Source organism: Allobosea sp. GW821-FHT03A12, assembly GCF_058986765.1.
Window position 1 is genome coordinate 455,317 of sequence record NZ_JBYSVZ010000004.1, and the last position, 19,226, is coordinate 474,542.

At 67.1% G+C, this 19,226-nt stretch carries 16 protein-coding genes and 1 tRNA gene; 3 read left to right on the top strand and 14 right to left on the bottom strand.

Annotation, left to right across the window (positions count from 1 at the left end):
• Positions 1-29: 29 nt before the first annotated feature.
• The 9 genes from hspQ to AC3WLC_RS16485 all read right to left on the bottom strand — a co-directional run bounded on the left by hspQ (position 30) and on the right by AC3WLC_RS16485 (position 10,647).
• Entirely contained in the window at positions 30-359 is a 330-nt protein-coding gene (gene hspQ / locus AC3WLC_RS16445; RefSeq protein WP_091829030.1) for a heat shock protein HspQ, read from the bottom strand.
• 116 nt (positions 360-475) lie between these two features.
• On the bottom strand, positions 476-1,525 hold the full coding sequence (locus AC3WLC_RS16450) for an HpcH/HpaI aldolase/citrate lyase family protein (protein ID WP_493684986.1): 1,050 nt from the start codon (positions 1,523-1,525) through the stop codon (positions 476-478).
• Between the two features lie 126 nt (positions 1,526-1,651).
• On the bottom strand, positions 1,652-2,764 hold the full coding sequence (locus AC3WLC_RS16455) for a DUF2865 domain-containing protein (RefSeq protein WP_493684987.1): 1,113 nt from the start codon (positions 2,762-2,764) through the stop codon (positions 1,652-1,654).
• Between the two features lie 180 nt (positions 2,765-2,944).
• The gene (locus AC3WLC_RS16460; protein ID WP_493684988.1) at positions 2,945-6,091 is read right to left on the bottom strand and encodes an efflux RND transporter permease subunit; all 3,147 of its coding nucleotides are present in this window, start codon (positions 6,089-6,091) and stop codon (positions 2,945-2,947) included.
• Complete coding sequence (locus tag AC3WLC_RS16465) at positions 6,091-7,359, bottom strand: efflux RND transporter periplasmic adaptor subunit (RefSeq protein ID WP_493684989.1); 1,269 nt, start codon at positions 7,357-7,359, stop codon at positions 6,091-6,093. Before AC3WLC_RS16465 ends, AC3WLC_RS16460 begins: the two co-directional genes overlap by 1 nt.
• A 215-nt stretch (positions 7,360-7,574) precedes the next feature.
• Positions 7,575-7,985 carry an MAPEG family protein gene (locus AC3WLC_RS16470; protein WP_493684990.1) on the bottom strand — a complete coding sequence of 137 codons (411 nt, stop codon included), beginning with the start codon at positions 7,983-7,985 and terminating at the stop codon, positions 7,575-7,577.
• Between the two features lie 102 nt (positions 7,986-8,087).
• Positions 8,088-9,581: an IMP dehydrogenase gene (guaB, locus tag AC3WLC_RS16475; protein WP_493684991.1), complete on the bottom strand. Its 1,494-nt coding sequence runs from the start codon at positions 9,579-9,581 to the stop codon at positions 8,088-8,090.
• Positions 9,582-9,761: 180 nt separating this feature from the next.
• A complete protein-coding gene (locus AC3WLC_RS16480) occupies positions 9,762-10,097 on the bottom strand; it encodes a hypothetical protein (protein WP_493684992.1) in 336 nt (111 codons plus the stop codon).
• A 277-nt stretch (positions 10,098-10,374) separates the two neighbouring features.
• The gene (locus AC3WLC_RS16485) at positions 10,375-10,647 is read right to left on the bottom strand and encodes a hypothetical protein (RefSeq protein ID WP_493684993.1); all 273 of its coding nucleotides are present in this window, start codon (positions 10,645-10,647) and stop codon (positions 10,375-10,377) included.
• A 361-nt stretch (positions 10,648-11,008) separates the two neighbouring features.
• On the opposite strand from AC3WLC_RS16485, the gene AC3WLC_RS16490 reads away from it, so the two are divergent.
• The 3 genes from AC3WLC_RS16490 (at position 11,009) to AC3WLC_RS16500 (ending at position 14,478) form a co-directional block, all read left to right on the top strand.
• A complete protein-coding gene (locus AC3WLC_RS16490) occupies positions 11,009-12,448 on the top strand; it encodes an MFS transporter (protein ID WP_493684994.1) in 1,440 nt (479 codons plus the stop codon).
• A 58-nt stretch (positions 12,449-12,506) separates the two neighbouring features.
• A complete protein-coding gene (recJ, locus tag AC3WLC_RS16495) occupies positions 12,507-14,309 on the top strand; it encodes a single-stranded-DNA-specific exonuclease RecJ (protein WP_493684995.1) in 1,803 nt (600 codons plus the stop codon).
• Positions 14,310-14,403: 94 nt separating this feature from the next.
• A tRNA-Glu gene (locus AC3WLC_RS16500) sits at positions 14,404-14,478 on the top strand.
• 80 nt (positions 14,479-14,558) lie between these two features.
• Here the strand turns inward: AC3WLC_RS16500 and AC3WLC_RS16505 are convergent.
• From AC3WLC_RS16505 to AC3WLC_RS16525, 5 genes are read right to left on the bottom strand one after another with little or no spacing between them, the layout of a single operon-like run.
• A complete protein-coding gene (locus AC3WLC_RS16505; RefSeq protein WP_493684996.1) occupies positions 14,559-16,292 on the bottom strand; it encodes a metallophosphoesterase family protein in 1,734 nt (577 codons plus the stop codon).
• A gap of 37 nt (positions 16,293-16,329) precedes the next feature.
• Positions 16,330-17,229: a DMT family transporter gene (locus tag AC3WLC_RS16510; RefSeq protein ID WP_493684997.1), complete on the bottom strand. Its 900-nt coding sequence runs from the start codon at positions 17,227-17,229 to the stop codon at positions 16,330-16,332.
• Between the two features lie 31 nt (positions 17,230-17,260).
• On the bottom strand, positions 17,261-17,995 hold the full coding sequence (locus AC3WLC_RS16515; protein WP_493684998.1) for an HpcH/HpaI aldolase family protein: 735 nt from the start codon (positions 17,993-17,995) through the stop codon (positions 17,261-17,263).
• Positions 17,992-18,357 (bottom strand): cupin domain-containing protein, encoded by a 366-nt coding sequence (locus tag AC3WLC_RS16520; RefSeq protein ID WP_291672688.1) that lies wholly within the window; start codon positions 18,355-18,357, stop codon positions 17,992-17,994. Before AC3WLC_RS16520 ends, AC3WLC_RS16515 begins: the two co-directional genes overlap by 4 nt.
• A gap of 29 nt (positions 18,358-18,386) precedes the next feature.
• The gene (locus AC3WLC_RS16525) at positions 18,387-19,199 is read right to left on the bottom strand and encodes an IclR family transcriptional regulator (RefSeq protein ID WP_493684999.1); all 813 of its coding nucleotides are present in this window, start codon (positions 19,197-19,199) and stop codon (positions 18,387-18,389) included.
• Positions 19,200-19,226: the final 27 nt, after the last annotated feature.

Below are 19,226 nucleotides of genomic sequence, written 5' to 3' on the forward strand. Positions count from 1 at the left end.
CGCAGCATGTTGGTCGGAAGGCTGGCAGATCAGTTCAGCTCGGCCTTGTCGAGCCGGTACTTGCCCTTGCGGTCACGCCGGAAATATTCGCGCGCCTGGGGATGGCGGATAGGCTGGCCGGACTCGTCGATCACGAGGTTTTGTTCCGAGACATAGGCGACATACTCGGTCTCCTCGTTCTCGGCGAAGAGGTGATAGAAGGGCTGGTCCTTCGACGGGCGCAGATGCTCCGGGATCGCCAGCCACCATTCGTCCGAGTTCGAGAACACCGGATCGACGTCGAAGATCACGCCGCGGAACGGATAGACGCGGTGGCGTACAACGTCGCCGATGCGGAATTTCGCCGTGCGTGATTCCATGATCCTCGTTCAGCCCCAAACCGGCCCGTCACAGCCGGTGTCGCCGCCCCCTGCGCTTGACGTAGGATTACGTCGCAAATGCGTCAATATCCGTGGATGTCGCGGGCCGGCTCGGTTCAGAAGCCGTAGCGCGCCGCCAGCGCCGGATCGCGGGCTGCCACCTGCCGCGCCAGATCGACGATGACCTTGGCCTGCTTCCAGGTGGCGTCGTCCTGCATCTTGCCGTCGATCATCACCGCGCCCGAGCCGTCCGGCATCGCCTCCAGGATGCGCCTGGCGAAGGAAACCTCGTCGGGATCGGGGCTGAAGACGCGCTTGGCGATCTCGATCTGCGAGGGATGCAGCGTCCAGGCGCCGGCGCAGCCGAGCAGGAAGGCGTTGCGGAACTGCGCCTCGCAGGCGGCTGCGTCCGAGAAATCACCGAACGGGCCGTAGAAGGGTTTCAGGCCGGCCGAGGCGCAGGCATCGACCATCTTCGCGAGGGTGTAATGCCAAAGATCCTGCTGCGCGATCGCGCGCGGGCCGCCATCCGGCGTGGGATCGGCGATGACCTTATACTCGGGATGGCCGCCGCCGACGCGGGTCGTCTTCATCGCGCGCGAGGCGGCGAGATCCGCCGGCCCAAGGCTCATGCCGTGCATGCGCGGGGAGGCGGTGGCGATGGCGTCGACGTTCTTCACGCCTTCGGCCGTCTCCAGGATGGCGTGGATCAGCACCGGCTTGGGCAGGGCATGCCGCGCCTCGTACTGCGCCAGCAGCTGGTCGACATAATGGATATCCCAGGGACCCTCGACCTTCGGCACCATGACGACGTCGAGCTTGCCGCCGATCTCGCCCATGATCGCGGCGATGTCGTCCAGGAACCAGGGCGAGTTCAGCGCATTAACGCGGGTCCACAGGCCGGTCGCGCCGAAATCGGTCGCCTTGGCGAGTTCGATGAAGCCGTCGCGCGCCGCCTGCTTGGCCTCGACCGGGATCGCGTCCTCGAGATTGCCGAGCACGATGTCGACCTGGCCGGCGAGTTCGGGAACCTTGGCGCGCACCTTCTCCAGATGCGGCGGCACGAAATGGATCATCCGCTCCAGCCGCAGCGGCAGCTCGCGATAGGGCTCCGGCGCGCCAATCGCCAGCGGGCGGAAGAACTGGCGCGGCGTCTTGGTGGTCATGCTCGGCTCCATGCTGCAACGCAGCGAATGTGCCGGAAGGGCAGCCCGCCGTCCATCGGTCTTTCAACAGGGCTTGGGTGAATTATCCTAGGTCAAAAAGCCTAGGATAATCATCTTGTCCCTCGCTCAGTTCCGCGAAAACGGCGTCTGCAGCACGACGCGCGCCGGATTGGCGATCGGATCGCGCGGGCTGAGCAGGCCGCGTAGGCCGAGCGTATCGGCGTCGCTCGCATAGCTGTCGTCATGCAGGCTGGCCTCGCGCACCCGCATCTGCCGGCGCAAGGCGCGGGCCTGTGCTTCCATATGCGAGATGCCGACCTTCTCGTCGATCTTGCGGCGGTCGCTGGCGGTCAGATCGGGCGAGCCGCGAAAATCGCGGAAATCCGCGGTGGTGTAGGGCCATTTGCCGCCGGTGAAGGTCCGCACCCGGCCGTCGAGCACGATGCTGTCGCCCGGTCGCAAGGTGAAGTCACGCAGCAGCGAGACGCGGCGATCCTTCGCCGTCGCGATGGCGGGGCGGCAGGCCGGATCGGCGCCGCGTTCATAGGCATAGGCCATCGGCAGCTGGCGATAGGTCTTGCCGTCGTTCGCCACGGCGTCGTCGATCGTCGCGGCGCCGGCCGCGACCTTGAAGACCTTGACCGGCACGCCGGGATTGGCGGCCTGGCAGAGCGCCTCATGCGCCTTGAGGTCGGACTGGCTGCGCAGGTGGCCGATCGGCGCCTGGAAGCCGTCGCACAGGCGCACGCAGATGGTGCGTGTCACATCGGCCGCGCCGGACACCGTGTCGTAGCGGATCGCCGGCAGCTTGGGCTTGTGCTGCGCCTGCTTCGGCGCCGCCTGCACCGGCTTGAACGGGTTGAGCGCGACCGGCGGCGGTGCGAGGCGCCCATCCGGGCGCGCCTGCTGGAAGAAGGGCAGGGACCAGGTCTGGCGCGCCGGAGCATAGGCCGACACCGGAACGGAGGTGTAGGCCGCCCGTGGCGGCGCGCGCTCGGCCCGGCGGGTGGCTTCCTCGCGATAGAAGGCGCGGATGCCGGCGTCGTCCTCGGCCTGGACCAGAGAGACGGTCAGGATCGTGCCGCCCGCGCCGAGCGCGAGCCCGACACCGGCCATGGCGACCAGACGCAGGCCGCTGCTGCGGCCGCGCGAAACCGTATTCATCGTCGTCGAGGAACTGGAACCGGTCGGCGGGACAGGATCGGAACGCAGGCAATCGACATTACGGACACGAAACACCGCGATCTCTCCATCGCTCGCTGGTTCATTGTCCGCCGCAGGATTGGCTTAGTTTACTTTTCGTTAAGACTCAACGGCTGCACGGCAGCCGTCACCGCAAAGCCGGCGTCATCGTTAATGCGCAGATCGTTGGAAGAGGGGTCGCCGGTCTGAAGCGACCGGCGACCCGAGATGCAGGCCTCAATCCGGCTGGCGATGCACCGCCTGCGGAATCGCGACAGGGATTGCACCCGGCACCGACGCCGCTTCCTCCCGCTCGCCGCGACCGCGGCCGGAGATGAAGCTGTCGACCTTGTCGAGATAGAAGTAGACCACAGGCGTGATGTAGAGCGTCAGCAACTGCGAGACCACGAGGCCGCCCACCACGGCGATGCCGAGCGGCTGGCGCAGTTCCGCACCGGCGCCGGCGCCGAGCGCGATCGGCAGCACGCCGAAGATCGCCGCGAAGCTCGTCATCATGATCGGCCGGAAACGAACCAGCGCCGCATCGCGGATCGCCGTCAGCGCATCGTCGCCCATCTTGCGGCGCTCGATCGCGAAGTCGACCATCATGATCGCGTTCTTCTTGACGATGCCGACCAGCATCAGGATGCCGATTATCGCGATCACCGATAGGTCCATGTGGAAGTACTGCAGCGCGAGCAGGGCGCCCAGGCCAGCCGAGGGCAGGCCGGACAGGATCGTGATCGGGTGGATGAAGCTCTCGTAGAGAATGCCGAGGATGATGTAGATCACCAGGATCGCCGCGAAGATCAGCAGGCCCTGGCCCTTCAGCGCATCCTGGAAGAGCTGCGCCGAGCCGGCAAAGCTGGTCACGATCGAGGCGGGCAGGTTGATCTCGCGTTCGGCAGCGCGGATCGCGTTGACGGCATCGCCGAGCGAGACGCCAGGTGCCGTGTTGAACGAAATCGTCACCGCCGGCTGCTGCGAGATGCGGTTGACCGCGAGCGGCCCGACGCTCGGCTTGATCGTCGCCACCGTCTCGAGCGGCACGTTCTGGCCGTTGGCAGCCTTGAGCATCAGGCGCGACAGCACTGCCGGATCCTGCTGGTAGGCACGCTCGGCCTCCATGATCACCTGGTAGTCGGTCGCCGGCGTGAAGATCGTCGCGATCTGGCGCGAGCCGAAGGCGTTGCCGAGCGCCTGGCGGATCTGGTCGCTGGAGATGCCGAGGCTGGCGGCGCGCTCGCGGTCGATGTCGATCGAAAGCTGCGGGTTGCGCAGTTGCAGGTCGATATTGGCGTCGCGCAATTGCGGCAGCTGGGCAAGGCGCTGCTGCATCAGCGGCGCGTAGTTGAAGAGGGCGCCGAGATCCGGCCCCTGCAGCGAGTAGAGATACTGCGCCCGCGAGGAGCGGCCGGCGTTCAGGTTGATGTTCTGGACCTGCTGGAACACCGCGGTGATGCCCGGCACCTCGGAGACGGCCCGGCGCAGGCGCGCGATCACGACCTCGGCCTTGTCGCGCTGCTCCTTCGGCTTCAGCGCGATGAACATGAATCCGTTATTGGTGGCGTTGAAGCCGCCAATATTCGAGGTCAGGTAGTCGATCGCCGGGTCGGCCCGGACGATCTCGGCGACCCGGCTCTGGCGCGCCGCCATCGCCTCGAAGGAGGTGTCCGGCGGGCCTTCGGTGGCGCCGCGCAACAGGCCGGTGTCCTCGGTCGGGAAGAAGCCCTTGGGCACGTCCATATAGAGCTGGACCGAGACATAGACCGTGCCGAGCGTCACCAGCAGCATCAGGAAGCGCGCCTTCAGCACGCAATCGAGCGACCAGCGATAGGCTGAAAGCATGCCCTGGAAACCGGCTTCGAACACGCGTTCGACGATGTTCGGCTTCTTGTGGTGGTCGTGCGCCTTGAGGAAGCGGGCGCAGAGCATCGGCGTCAGCGTCAGCGAGACGAAGCCGGAGACGATGATCGCCGCGGCGATCGTGCCGGCGAATTCGGCGAAGACCTTGCCGACCACGCCGCCCATGAAGAAGACCGGGATGAAGACGGCGACCAGCGAGATGGTGATCGACAGGATGGTGAAGCCGATCTCGCGCGAGCCGTCGAGCGCCGCCTGGAACGGCTTCTTGCCCATCTCGATATGCCGGATGATGTTCTCCAGCATGACGATGGCGTCGTCGACGACGAAGCCGACCGCGAGCGTCAGCGCCAGCAGCGAGATGTTGTCGAGCGAATAGCCCAACGCGAACATGATCGCGAAGGTGCCGACCAGCGAGATCGGCAGCGCCAACGTCGGGATCACCGTAGCGGCAAAGCTCTTCAGGAACAGGAAGATCACCATGATCACGAGAGCGATCGCGATCATCAACGAGACCTCGACGTCCTCGACCGCCTCGCGGATCGGGATCGAGCGGTCGTTGAGGACGTGCAGCTCGATCGCCGCCGGCAATTGCGCGCGATAGGCGTCGAGCTTGTCCTTGATGCTGTCGACGACCTGGACGGTGTTGGCATCCGACTGGCGGTAGACCGCCAGCATGATCGAGCGCTGGCCGTTGTACCAGCTGCCGGTCTGGTCGTTCTCGACGGAATCGTAGATCTGCGCGACGTCGTTGAGCCGGATCGGGATGCCGTTCTTCTGCGAGATGATCAGGTTGCCGTATTCGCCGGCCCGTTCCATCTGGCCGGTGGCGCCGAGCGTCAGCCGCTGGTTGGAGCCGTTCAGCGTTCCGACCGGGGAGTTGGAATTCGCAGCAGCGATGGCGGTGCGGACTTCGGCGAGCGAGAGGCCGCGGGCCGAGACGGCGTCGGGGTTCACCCGCACGCGCACTGCATATTTCTGCGCGCCGAAGATGTTGACCTGGGCGACTCCGGGCAGCTGAGAGATCTGCTGCTGCAGGATGTTCTCGCCGAACTCGTGGACCTCGTAGAGCGGCTTGGTCGCCGAGGTCAGCACCATGAACAGCACCGGCTGGTCGGCCGGGTTGACCTTCCTGAAGCTCGGCGGGGCAGGGAGCTCGGGCGGCAGGCGCCGCACGGTCGCGCTGAGGGCGGCCTGCACGTCGAGCGCGGCGCCGTCGATGTTGCGGTTGAGGTCGAATTGCAGGGTGATCGAAGTCGAGCCCTGCTGCGAGACCGACGACATCGAGGTGATGCCGGAGATCGAGGCGAATTCGCGCTCCAGCGGCGCCGCGACCGAGGAGGCCATCGTCTCGGGGCTGGCGCCCGGCAGGCGGGCGCTGACATTGATGGTCGGGAAATCGACCCGGGGCAGCGCCGCGACCGGCAACTGCTTGAAGGCGAACAGCCCGAAGATCAGGAACGTCGCCATCAGCAGGGTCGTCATGACCGGGCGACGGATGCAGAGCTCGGGCAGGTTCATCAGCCGGCGCTCCCCCGCTGGGAGGTGAGGTTGGGAGCCGGCGGGCTCTGTCCGCCGCGGCCGCGCTCGACGGTGCGCGCGCCCTCGGTCAGGAGCAGTTGTCCGTCGATCACCACCGTCTCGTCGCCGGTCAGGCCCGACGCGATGACGGCGCGATCGTCGATGTTGCGCGCGAGCACGATCGGGCGGGCGCGGGCGACATTGTTCTCGATCACGAAGACATAGGAGCCGTTCTGCCCGGTCTGCACCGCCTCGCGCGGGATGGTGACGGCGTCGGGCTCGGTCCGCAGCGTCAGCCTGACCTGGCCGAGCGCGCCAGGCCAGAGCGTCTCGGTGGGGTTGTCGAAGCTGGCGCGGATCTGGATCGTGCCGGTCGTCGCATCGACCGCGTTGTCGATCACCGCGATCGTACCCTCGATGGTCTTGCCGACGCCCTGCTGGCTCGCCTGGACGACCGCCGTCTTCGCCTGCATCGCCTCGCGGATCTCGGGCAGATAGCGCTGCGCCACGGCGAAGCTGACATAGATCGGATCGATCTGGTTGATCGTCGCCAGCATCGCCGAGCTGTCGCCGCTCTTGGCGATGTTGCCTTCCTTGAGGGCGGCGACACCGACGCGGCCCGAAACCGGCGCGCTGATCGTATAATAGCTGAGCTGGACGCGCAGGCTGTCGACAGCCGCTTCGCCGCCACGGATCGCGGCACGCAGCGTGCTCACAGCCGTGCGGGCCGTGTCCAGCCGCGCGTCGGTGGCGATTTCGCGCCGGGAGAGCTCTTCGGCTCGGCGCAGATCGGATTCAGCCGCGATGAGCGAGGCCTTGTCGCGCGCAACATTCGCCTCGGCCTGGCGCAGCTGTGCCTCGAGCTGGCGCGAATCCAGCCGGAACAGTACGTCGCCCTTGTTGACCATGGCGCCGTCGCGGAATTCGACGGCCATGATCTGGCTGTCGACGCGCGAGCGGATGTTGACGGTCGAGATCGCCTGGACGGTGCCGATCGCATCGATCCGGACCGGCATTACCCGGCGCTCGACCTTGGCGGTGACGACCGTCACCGGCGGCCGGTTGGCCTGGCCGGAGCGGTTGTTGCCACCGCTGGCGGGAGCTGACGCCGTCGCGGCCGGCTTGGCCGGGCCGGGGATCACCTTGCCGTAGGGGACCTGGTCGAGCGGCCAGGGAACCGGACGCCCAGTGTAATGAAGAAACGCGCCCGCGGCGAGCACGCCAGCGGCCGAGAACAGAGCCACACGCCCGAAAGTCAGCACTGCCATAGAAAGCCTTGCGCCACGGGAGCGCCGTATCCGGCTAATCCGGACGGTCGCTCCCCACATTGTCCTCACCGCAAGAATTTAGCATGAAGACGGCCCGGTTTCGACGCAAGTGTCTAACACGGTTTATTGAGCGCTGTAGCGACGCGGTGACAGGACGACAATTCGGGCGGTCGAAATCAGTGCCACACGTCTTGCGTGCGATAAGCAAAGGCCGTTCAGAGAACAGCAATCACAATGCCGACCCACATGAAGAACAGGCAGGCAATGCCGGCTGCGAAGATGAGCGCGCGCTGCTTCAGGCTGTTGGTTCCAGTATGAACCAATGTATGGACGACACGCGTCGCGACATAAGCCCAGGCCAGTGCCGCCATGACATAGCCGGTCGCGCCGACATGGATCGCGATCAGGATCAGCGCGAAGAACAGGACCGGTGTCTCGAACTGATTACTGAAATTGGCCGCGGCGAGCCGGGCTGAATCCGGATAGCGCTCGGTCGAGACGGCGATATCGGCGAGCCCGACTTCGCGATTGGCGAAGGCCTGCTTGCGGCGCCGGAACATGATGACGAGGACGACGAAGCTCCAGAAAATCTGGGCCAGCGCCGGATAGATCAGCTTCAGGGTCATATCGTCCTCTTCGCGGAGCGGCGGACCGACAACTGGGTCCACCCTCCGGAAGTATCTGATGCCCGATCGAAAAAGGACAGATCGCCGTGAGGCGATCCGAGATCAGGACCGCGTCGGGTAGTTCGGGCTTTCGCGGACGATCGTCACGTCGTGGACATGGCTCTCGCGCAGGCCGGCGCTGGTGATGCGGATGAAGCGGGCCTTGCTGCGATAGTCCTCAAGATTGCGGCCGCCGACATAGCCCATCGCGGCACGCAGGCCGCCGGCGAGCTGGTGCAGCACGCCTGAGACCGGGCCCTTATAGGCGACCTGGCCCTCGATGCCCTCCGGCACCAGCTTCAGCGCGTCCTTGATGTCCTGCTGGAAATAGCGGTCGGCCGAGCCGCGCGCCATCGCGCCGACCGAACCCATGCCGCGATAGGCCTTGTAGGAGCGGCCCTGGTACAGGAAGGTCTCGCCCGGCGTCTCATCGGTACCGGCAAGGAGCGAGCCGACCATGGCGCAGGCAGCGCCGGCCGCGAGCGCTTTGGCGAGGTCGCCCGAATACTTGATGCCGCCATCGGCGATGATCGGGATGCCGGCCTTGTGCCCGGCGGAGGCCGCGTCCATCACCGCTGTGAGCTGCGGCACGCCGACACCAGCGACGATGCGGGTGGTGCAGATCGAGCCCGGGCCGATACCGACCTTGATCGCATCCGCACCGGCATCGATCAGCGCCTGCGCACCGCCGGCGGTCGCGACATTGCCGGCGATCACCTGCACGGCATTCGAAAGCTTCTTCACCCGCGTCACCGCCTCCAGCACCTTGGCCGAGTGGCCATGGGCGGTGTCGACGACGATGAGATCGACGCCGGCATCGATCAGCATCTCCGAGCGCTCGAAGCCGAGGTCGCCGGTGGTGGTCGCGGCTGCGACCAGGAGGCGCCCCTGGCCGTCCTTGGCGGCATTGGGGTGCGTGACCTGCTTCTCCATGTCCTTGACCGTGATCAGGCCGATGCAGCGGTAGTGATCGTCGACCACCAGCAGCTTCTCGATGCGGAACTGGTGGAGCAGGCGGCGGGCTTCATCCTGCGCGACGCCTTCGCGAACCGTGATCAGCCGGTCCTTGGTCATCAGCTCGGAGACGGGCTGTTCGGGGTTGGCGGCAAAGCGGACATCGCGATTGGTCAGGATGCCGACCAGCTTGCCCTTGTGCCCCTGCGGGCCGCGCTCGACCACCGGGATGCCGGAAATGCCGTTGTTGCGCATCAGCGTGAACGCGTCGGCCAACGTCTCGTCGGGATGGATGGTGATCGGGTTGGCGATCATCCCGGATTCGAACTTCTTGACCAGCCGGACCTGCGCCGCCTGCTGGTCGGGTTCGAGATTGCGATGCACGACGCCCAGGCCGCCGGCCTGCGCCATGGCGATCGCCATCTTCGCCTCGGTGACCGTGTCCATCGCCGAAGCGATGATCGGCAGGTTGAGCGAGATCGTCTTGGTGAGCTTGGTCGAGATATCGACGTCGCCAGGCATCACCTCGGACGGACCCGGCTCGAGCAGCACGTCGTCGAAGGTGAAACCGTCGCGAATGAGGCCGTCAGTGATCGTCGCCATGGTCAACTCCGGGGCCGGTGCGGCCGGCACTGAAAAGGGGCAGGGCGGGTGTGCCCTAAGCCGAGTTGACGAGGCCCGATATCACGCGTGTGACGCCCCCGCTAGGGGCATCATGACAAAAGTTGCCGGCATCGGGCGCAACGCGGAGTCACGCCCGGTGCAATCCTGATCAGCAGATCATCACTGCTTGCGGACGGGGCGGGCCTGGCCAGCCTGCGAGGCAGGGGCGGAGGCGTTGGGCATCACGAAGAAGCAGCCCTTGTCCATCATCATGCTGCCCTGGGCATTGGCCATCTGCTGGCAGTCCTTCTGGCGGCCACAGTTGGTCGTCCGCAGAATGTCGCCCGAGCCTGGCGTAACGACTCGCATCGCGCAGCCTTCTTCCCAGCTGGTCGACTGGGCCAGGGCCGGGCCCTGTCCCAGGCCGAAGACGACGCCCCCAGCCAGCAAGGCAGCTGCGGCGCCATGGCGGATCGCGGTCAAGGGATGGATATGGAGGTGGAACAAGTCAGTCATAAAACCTCTCGCGGCGAACGCCGTGGCTCGCTGAAATAGTGCCCCGTCACAACTCAAATAGTGATCGATCGCGAATTGACGACATGCTTGCCGCGAATACGTGACCAGCATTCACATCTTCGCGCCGAAGCCGTCGGAACGATCCTTTGCCGGCCAGACACCGACGGATGGGGCCGCGATTACTCTCATCGGAATGCCACTGGGCCAAGAACGCGCGATCTGATCTTGAATCAGGCAGGCAGCCGCAAGACTCGCCCCGGGTCTTGTGGGGCCATCCCTAGCGCTTGGCGTAGCTCGAACGCGGTGCCGGGGCCGCGTTGGCGGTGACCGACGGCGCCACCATGATGCAGCCATTGCCGGTGAAGGGGCTGCCCTGCGCGTCGGCCATTCGCTGGCAGTAATTCTGGTCGAGGCAGACGCGTTCGCGCATCATCTCGTTATAGGCCTGAGGCGCGACCTTGAACGTGCAAACGCCTTGCCAGCTTGTGTCGAGCGCTGCCGCCGGCGTCGCGGCCAGACCGACCAACGCCCAGCCGGCGCCGAGAGCCAAGGCCAGCGCTCCCAGCCTTGTCCGGCGAACACGATGCGATCTCTGAGAAACAGCTTGACCGATCATGACACACCTCCTGCCCGGCGGCCTGCCGCACGGGTGGGTTCGAAGTCATCGCCCCTGCCAAAGAAACATAGGGATGCCCCCGCGGAAATGACCTGCTTGAGATGCATGGCGGAACCGCCATCACGTCCTTGTGATGCGCAGGGCGCGGATCGAGATTTCGCCACCTTCGCGGCTGAGGTCACGTCGGGCCATGCGTCAGCTGCAACCCTCGTCACCAAGCTCCGATCGGCCCTCGCCAGCCGGATGCACCGGCATTAAAGGGCAGCGGGCGGCCAAAATCCGAAAGCTCGATTCCTTGCAGCGCGCCAAGCTCCTGCCCCTGATCGTCGCCTGCGCGTTGTTCATGGAGAACACCGACTCGACGGTGATCGCGACCTCGCTGCCGGTGATCGCCAAATCGCTCGGCGAGGACCCGATCGCACTGAAGCTGGCGCTGACCTCCTATCTCGTCAGCCTTGCCGTCTTCATCCCGATCTCCGGCTGGATGGCCGACAGGTTCGGCGCCCGCACCATCTTCAGGACGGCGCTCGGCATCTTCATGTTCGGCTCGGTGCTCTGCGCCTTCTCGAACTCGCTGGGCGCCTTCGTCGGCGCCCGCTTCATCCAGGGCATGGGCGGGGCGATGATGGTGCCGGTCGGCCGGCTCGTCATCCTGCGCAGCGTCGAGAAGTCCGAACTGGTCAGCGCCTTGGCGTATCTGACGGTGCCGGCGCTGGTCGGCCCGGTCGTCGGGCCGGTGGTAGGCGGCTTCATCACCACCTATTTCGACTGGCGCTGGATCTTCTTCATCAACCTGCCGATCGGCCTGCTCGGCATCGCGCTTGCGACCATGTTCTTCGAGGATGTCCGTGAGGAGGACGTCGCGCCGCTCGACATCACCGGCTTCCTGCTGTCCTCGACCGGCTTTGCCGCCCTGATGCTCGGCCTTGCCACCGGTGGGCGCCATCTCGTTCCGCTGGCAGTGTCCTATGGCTGCGTCGCCTTCGGCATCGCGGCGCTCATCCTCTACTGGTTCCATGCGCGCCGCCTGGCCTATCCGGTGCTCAACCTCTCGCTCCTGCGGATTCCGACCTACCGGATCGGCGTCCTCGGCGGCTCGATCTTCCGCATCGGCATCGGCGCGATCCCGTTCCTGCTGCCCCTGATGCTGCAGCTCGGCTTCGGCCTCGACGCGCTGCAGTCTGGCCTGATCACCTTCGCTTCGGCCGCCGGTGCCCTCGTGATGAAGACGCTGGCGAAGACGATCCTCGCCCGCTTCGGCTTCCGTGGCGTGCTGACGTTCAATGCGCTGATCGGCTCGGCCTTCCTGGCAGCCTCAGGCCTGTTCACGCCGTCGACCCCGCATTGGATCATGCTCGGCGTGCTCTTCGTCGGCGGCTGCTTCCGCTCGCTGCAATTCACCGGCATCAACGCGCTGAGCTATGCCGACGTCTCCAACCGCGACATGTCGAGCGCGACCAGCTTCTCCAGCGTCGCCCAGCAATTGTCGCTCAGCCTCGGCATCACCGTCGGCGCCTTCGCCCTAGAAGCCGCCAATCTCTACAATGGCGGCAAGACGCTCGGCGCCGGCGATTTCTGGCCGGCCTTCGTCCTGGTCGGCCTGATCTCGGCCTCGTCGGCGCTGTGGATGATCAGGTTGAAGCCCGATGCCGGCGCCGAGGTTTCCGGCCACGCGCCGGTGAGCGCCCGTAAGGTCACCGCCCAGGCGATCGAGGATCAGAAGCCGCTCGAGTGATGCACCGCAAAAAAATGCGCCAATTGACGAAGCCGCGCCGCTGCGCCAGCGGTGGCGCATGACCCTCGGCCAGAATCGCCTGTTCCTCGGCGTTGGGCACTCGGCCCTCGGACGCCCCTGGCGCGACCGCCTCGACATCGCCGGCCTTGCGCAAGCCGAAGCGCTGGCGCAGGTCGAAGGCGTGCCCGACACGCTGGCCCGCGTCCTGGCCGGCCGCGGCGTCGCCTCCAGCGACGCGCTGAGCCACCTCGAGCCGAAGCTGCGCGACCTGCTGCCGGACCCGTCCGTGCTGCGCGATATGGACCGCGCGGCCGCGCGGTTGGCGCAGGCGGCGATCTCCGGCGAGAAGGTCGCGATCTTCGGCGATTACGACGTCGATGGCGCCTGCTCGGCAGCGCTGCTCGCCGGCTTCATGGCCGAGGCCGGAGCGAAGCCGCGCATCCATATCCCCGACAGGCTGATCGAGGGCTACGGCCCGAACGCCGAGGCGATCACCATGCTGGCAGGCGAGGGGGCGACGCTGCTCGTCACCGTCGACTGCGGTACGACCAGCCATGAGCCGCTGCAGCAGGCAGCACGGCTTGGCCTCGACACCGTCGTGCTCGACCATCACCAAGCGCCCGAAGTCCTTCCCGACGTCCGCGCGCTGGTCAACCCGAACCGGCAGGACGATCTCGCTGGCCTGGGCCATCTCTGCGCCGCCGGCGTCGTCTTCCTCACCTTGGTGGCGACCAATCGCGAACTGCGCCGGCGCGGAGCCTGGCAAGCGCGGGGCGGCGAGCCCGACCTGCTCGCAGCGCTCGACCTCGTCGGGTTGGCGACGGTCGCCGACGTCGTGCCGCTGATCGGCCTCAACCGCGCCTTCGTGCGCCAGGGCATCGCGATCATGCGGCAGCGTCACAGGCCCGGTCTCGCCGCGCTGCTCGACATCGCCGGGCTCGACGGGCCCGTGCAGCCCTGGCATCTCGGCTTCCTGCTCGGCCCGCGCATCAATGCCGGTGGACGAATCGGCGACGCGGCGCTCGGCGCCCGGCTGCTGCTGACGTCAGACGAGGTCGAGGCGCGCACGATCGCCGTCGAGCTCAACCGGCTCAACCAGGAGCGTCAGGAGATCGAGCGCGCTGCGGTCGAAGAGGCTGTCGCCGAGGTCGAGCATTGCTTCGAGGATGCTGCTTCGCATCCCGTGCTCGTCGTGGGCTCGGCCGATTGGCATCCGGGCATCGTCGGGCTGATCGCCGGGCGTTTGAAGGAACGGTTCAACCGGCCGGCCTTCGCACTGGCGCGCAACGCCAATGGTGGCGCGACCGGCTCGGGCCGTTCGATCGCCGGCGTCGATCTCGGCTCGGCCGTGCGCCAGGCGGTCGAGGCCGGGCTCGCAGTCAAGGGGGGCGGCCATGCCATGGCGGCCGGCGTCACGCTCGCACCCGGGCAGGAGGGCGCCTTCGCCAGCTTCGTCAGCGAGCGGCTGGCCCGTGGCGTCGCCGGCTCGCGCGAGGCCGAAGCCCTGCTGATCGACGCGGCGATCAGCGCCGGCGGCGCCAATCCGCGCCTGCTCGCCGAGATCGACCGGGCCGGGCCGTTCGGCGCCGGCTGCCCGGAACCGGTCTTCGTGCTGCCGGCGCACCGCCTGACGGAGGTGATCGAGGTCGGTGCCGGCGGGCATCTGCGAATCAAGCTGCGCGCGGGCGACGGCGCCACGATCGGCGGAATCGCCTTCCGCGCCGCGCGCGAGCCCCTCGGCCAGGCGCTGCTGGCGGCTCGCGGCGAGAGTGTGCATCTCGCCGGCACATTGACGCTGAATCGCTGGGGTGGCAGCGAGCGGGCCGAGCTGCGCGTGGTCGATCTCGCCCGGCCGCTGTGAGCGAATGCGAAAAACCGCGATGGCGGGCTTGCCCAAGCTTCGCGGGGACACTATAGCTCGCCCCGCCTCGCAAGAGCGCTTCGCGCTCCGGCCTGCGGTCTTCGTCTATCGGTTAGGACACCAGCCTTTCACGCTGGGGAGACGGGTTCGACTCCCGTAGACCGCGCCACTCTGGCGCCGCAATGCGCGCTCTCTCAACGACGCTTCCGATCCACGCCAAGCATTGAGGCTGGCGAGAAGCTGTATCCGTCACGCCGTAATCGGCGCGGGCTCGATTACGATGCGCTGCGGTTCGAGCAGCGCGATTCCATCCGCTGCCGCTGCCAGAGTGTGGATGTAGAAACAGGTCGGCTCGGCGTCGGTCGCCTCCATGACTGGGGAGGGCGCGGAGACGATCCTGAGCGCTCCGCAACGGCCGATCCAGTCGATATGGCGGTGACCGTGCATCGCGACCGTGCGGGCCGCGATCGGCCGCAATAGCCGCAGCAGGCGGCTGCCATTGATCAGCGCGGTGCCAATGCGTTCCGAGAACGCTTTCGCCGGTTTCGGATATTCGATCGGATGATGGTGCAGTGCCAGGATCCAGCGCGCCTGCGGGAATTCGCGGGCGACGGCCAGGATCGCGCGCATGTCCTCCTCGGCGACGAGGCCGAGCGCGTTGGTGAAGGAGAAATGCGCCTCCGCATTCGAGTTCAGCAGGATGACGCCGAGCCCGTCCGGCTCCGCCGGAGGCAGAACCATCGGAAAGACGTCCGCCCATATCGCCGAAAGGCCGGCCGAGAGGCGCAGGCCGCCCTTGTCGGCGAAGGTCGCGATCGCCTCGCGATGGGGCTGCAATGCGTCTGAGAGGCTGCCGGCGAGCCTGGTCCGGCTCCGGTCGAAGACCTGCACCCGCTCCCCCTGGATGGACGCCATGGCCGAGAGCGTCCGCATCTGGCGCAAGCGCTTGCCCGGGCTGCCCGGCAGTTCAAGCCGGGCGGGATTGGCGCGGTCGACGATGTTGACGTCGTGATTGCCCGGCAAGATCAGGCTCAGCTCGGCAAGCGCCGGATGGCGCTGCATCGCGTCGAGGAATTCCGCCCATTCGGCGGAGCGGCCGGCATCGGTCATGTCGCCGGTGACGAGCAGCAGGTCGAGCGGCTCGCGCTTGTGGATCTCTGCCAGCCGGGCGAGCACCTGCAGGAAGCGCTGGTTGCCGCGTGGGCCGGCGCGCCCGCTCTCGATCCTGAAACCATAGCGCTCGCCGACGACATGGACATCGGATAGATGCGCGACGCGCCATGTGCGGGCCGAGGCAGGCAGGGTGTCGAAGCCGCCGAGGTCGCGCGGCTGGTCCATCAGCCCATCGGCCATGCCCCAGAGCAGCGAAGCTGCCGCCAGATAGAGCGACATCAGCGCGACGGCATTGGCGAGGGCCGGCACGACGAGCCGCAGCGGCTCGGCGAAGTCGGCGAAGCCGCCCGACCAGCGCGTCGCCGGCCAGACCAGGGCGAAGACCGCTCCGGCGACGGCGCAGCCGAGCAGGCCCGCCCCGATCGCGCTGCCGGCCCGCAGCCGCGCGCGCCTGTCGGGATCGGCGCCGCTCGACGTCACTCTTTCAGCGAGATGCTGCAGGCCCTCGCGGCAGACGGCGTAGCCGGGCTGGACCACCAGTGCGATCAGGGACCAGAAGCTTTTCTCGGCCATGCGGAACAGCGGCCGGAAACCGTACCAGCCGAGGATTCCGACGAGCGCGAGCAGGATCAGCGAGCTGACCCCGGCCAAGGCCGCCATCCGGCCGGAGACCGAGGCGACCCAGGCCGTGACGACCAGCGGGGCGGCACCCAGGAGGAGGCTCGGCAGCAGGGCTCCGAGAACCCAGGCGAGGCCGAGCTTGGGCAGGCTGATCTCGCCGAGCAGGCTGCCGGCGATCGCGAGCAGCGAGCGCGTCTTGGTGCTGCTCAGATCGTCCTCGGCGTCGCCATTGCGAGGCTCGATGATCATCGGCATCGCGCTCCGGCGGGGCGGGAAGGGCCGACGGTCACGCCCGGGCGCCCTTGCGGATCTCCGAGACGGCGATCCCGCCGATGACGAGCGCGATGGCGACGATCGCGTAGGGCCGCAACGGCTCATGCGCGACAGCGACCGACAGGACGATGCCGAAGATCGGGACGAGGTTGTAGAAGACGCCGGCGCGGGCGGCGCCGATGAGCTCGACGCTGCGCAGATAGAGCAGCTGGCACAGCAGCGACGGAAAGAGGCCGATGAACAGCAGGATCGCCCAGCCTTTCAGCGTCGGCCATTGGAACTGCCCGAGGGCGGCCTCGCCGATTGCGAGCGGAATCGAGGTGAGCAGGGCGGCGAAGGCGAGGCCGGCGATGAAGACGAGCGGCGAGACCTGCGGCCGCCAGCGCAGGCCGACGGTGTAGACCGCATAGATGACGCTGGCCGCGATCATCAGGATGTCACCGCGGTTGAAAGAGAGCTCGAGCAGGATGGCGAGGGAACCGTGCGAGGCCGCGACGACGACGCCGAGGACCGTGATCGAGGCGCCGAGCCATTGCAAAGCGGGCGGCCAGATTCCGAGCAGCGCTCCCGAGATCAGCAGCACGACGATCGGCGTCGCGCCCTGGATGATCGCCATGTTGATCGCGCTGGTCGTATGCGCCGAGGCATAGAACATGACGTTGAAGACGGTGAAGCCGACGCCGCCCATGGCGAGCATATAGGGCCAGCGCTTCAGCAGGACGCGCCATTCGGCGAGCAGCGCCCGCCGAGCGATGAAGGCGAGGCAGGCCGCGGCGATGACCCAGCGCAGCATGACGATCGCCATGGGCGACATCTCGCCCACGGACAATTTGCCGGCGACGACATTGCTTCCGAAGAAGAGCGTCGCCACCAGGAGGTAGAGATAGGCGCGGGCAGGGCTCTGAGTCGTCATCCCGCCATCTGTCCGCAACCCGGCGGTGTTGTCACTTGCCCTGCAGCTTCGCGGCCGCGCCCTTCATCAGGCCCTGGTCGGAATTGACGATGAACCAAGTCACGCCAAGCGCGGCGAAAGCATCGCGCTCGTCGACGGTTGGGAGGAAGATCGCGGCGATCTTGCCGTGGCGCAAGGCGGCCGCGACGATGCGCTTGCAGGCCTCGGTGACTTCGGGGCTCCTGATGTCGGAGACGCCGAGCGCCTGGCTGAGATCGGCCCGGCCGATGAACAGCCCGTCGACGCCCGGCGTCGCTGCGATCTCCTCGACCTCGGCCAGCCCGCCGGCGCTCTCGATCTGGCACATGACGATGGCGACATCGCCGTGGCGTGCGGCTTCGGCCGGGCTGAGCTTGCCGTAGGAGGCGTAGCGCGGCGAGTTCGACAGGCCGCGCCGGCCACCCTCGAAGCGGGCGCAGGCGACGATCGCGCGCGCATCCGCGGCGCTGTCGACGCGCGGCACGACGATGCCGTCCGCCCCCATGTCGAGCGTCGACATGATGAAGGACGGCGTGCCGTCGGGGATGCGGACGAGCAGAGGCAGGCCGCCGGCACGCCCCGCCATCAGCATCATGTCGAGCGAGGCCCGGTCAAAGGGCGCGTGCTCCGCGTCGACCACGCCGAAATCGAGCCCCGCACCGCCGAGGATCTCGGCGATGATCGGATGCGGGGTCTTGATGAAGGTGCCGGTCAACGACTGGCCGGCAACCGCGCGCAATGCGCTCACGATGCCGCTCCGACAGCCTGCGAGGCGCTGATCGCATATTCCGGCCGGCACGGCGTGAAGACGTCGAGATTCAGCACGGGCTCGTTGCCGACGACGACGGCGTAATGGACGACGTTCGGCGGCACGGCGAGCAGGCCACCGCCGCGCAGGCGCACGACCTCATCGCCGACATGGAAATCGACCTCGCCGGAGAGGATGTAGACCAGCTGCTCATGCACATGCGAGTGCGGCTTAGGCTCGTGGTCGGGCCAGAGCCGATGCAGGGCCATCGTCGCGCCATCGCCTGAGAAGGCCTTCTGCTCGACGCCGTGGCGGATCGTCTTCCACTCGATGGCGTCCCAGTCGACATGATGGACGGTCATTTCGGTCTCCTCTTCTGAAAGTTTGCCGCCTAATGAGCGGCGCGCTGACCGGCATAGCCATGGCCGAGATTGCGCGAGATCTGGCGCGCCATCTCGACGACGGCGGCGATCATCCCGGCATCGGGCTCGGCGGGAACGAACTGGATCGAGCTCACGATCGCCGCCGCGGCGACGAGCTCGCCGGCGGCATTGAAGACCGGCGCGGCCAGGGCGTTGATGCCAAGGAGCGCCTGCTCGGGCGCGGTCGCGTAGCCGTTCTTGTGGACCATCTCGACGACCGCCTTGAGCGCCTCCGGCTCCGTGATGGTATGGGCCGTCAGCGGCACCAGCGGCTGACGCAGGGTCCGCTCGAGATGCAGGGCAGGGCCGAAAGCCAGGGTGACGAAGCCTTGTGCGGAGGCATGCATCGGCAACTCGCTGCCGGGCCGCGCGCCGATGGCGATGGCGGTGGTGCCGTGCACCGTCTTGAGGACCACCATCCCGCTCATCGAGGGCGCGGTTAGGACAGTCGTCAGCCCGACCTTGTCGCGTGCTTCCCGCATCGGGCCGTCGGCGGCGGCGGCGACATCCTCGATCCCCGGCGCGAGCCGGCCGATCAGATAGGCTTTCGGGCCCAGCGTATAGCGGGCGGTCGACTGGTTCTGGGTCAGGTAGCCGCGCTCGGTCAGGCCCTGCAGGTGCCGGTGGATGGCGCTCTTGGCGATCCCGAGGCGGTTGGCGATCTGCGTCACGCCCATGGGCTCGTCCGCGAAGGCGACCGTTTCCAGGACGAGGAGTGTTGTTTCCCCTGCGCGAACGGCATTTTCTGACCGTTCCTGTTTCTCGGGTCGGTCTATGACCACGTCTTCACCCTCTCTCGTTCTGTTTCT

Excerpts from the sequence above, each read along its gene's own strand:
- hspQ (WP_091829030.1), bottom strand. The coding sequence starts at position 359 with ATGGAATCACGCACGGCGAAATTCCGCATCGGCGACGTTGTACGCCAC.
- AC3WLC_RS16450 (WP_493684986.1), bottom strand. The coding sequence starts at position 1,525 with ATGACCACCAAGACGCCGCGCCAGTTCTTCCGCCCGCTGGCGATTGGC.
- AC3WLC_RS16460 (WP_493684988.1), bottom strand. The coding sequence starts at position 6,091 with ATGAACCTGCCCGAGCTCTGCATCCGTCGCCCGGTCATGACGACCCTG.
- AC3WLC_RS16465 (WP_493684989.1), bottom strand. The coding sequence starts at position 7,359 with ATGGCAGTGCTGACTTTCGGGCGTGTGGCTCTGTTCTCGGCCGCTGGC.
- AC3WLC_RS16470 (WP_493684990.1), bottom strand. The coding sequence starts at position 7,985 with ATGACCCTGAAGCTGATCTATCCGGCGCTGGCCCAGATTTTCTGGAGC.
- guaB (WP_493684991.1), bottom strand. The coding sequence starts at position 9,581 with ATGGCGACGATCACTGACGGCCTCATTCGCGACGGTTTCACCTTCGAC.
- AC3WLC_RS16480 (WP_493684992.1), bottom strand. The coding sequence starts at position 10,097 with ATGACTGACTTGTTCCACCTCCATATCCATCCCTTGACCGCGATCCGC.
- recJ (WP_493684995.1), top strand. The coding sequence starts at position 12,507 with ATGACCCTCGGCCAGAATCGCCTGTTCCTCGGCGTTGGGCACTCGGCC.
- AC3WLC_RS16505 (WP_493684996.1), bottom strand. The coding sequence starts at position 16,292 with ATGATCATCGAGCCTCGCAATGGCGACGCCGAGGACGATCTGAGCAGC.
- AC3WLC_RS16510 (WP_493684997.1), bottom strand. The coding sequence starts at position 17,229 with ATGACGACTCAGAGCCCTGCCCGCGCCTATCTCTACCTCCTGGTGGCG.
- AC3WLC_RS16520 (WP_291672688.1), bottom strand. The coding sequence starts at position 18,357 with ATGACCGTCCATCATGTCGACTGGGACGCCATCGAGTGGAAGACGATC.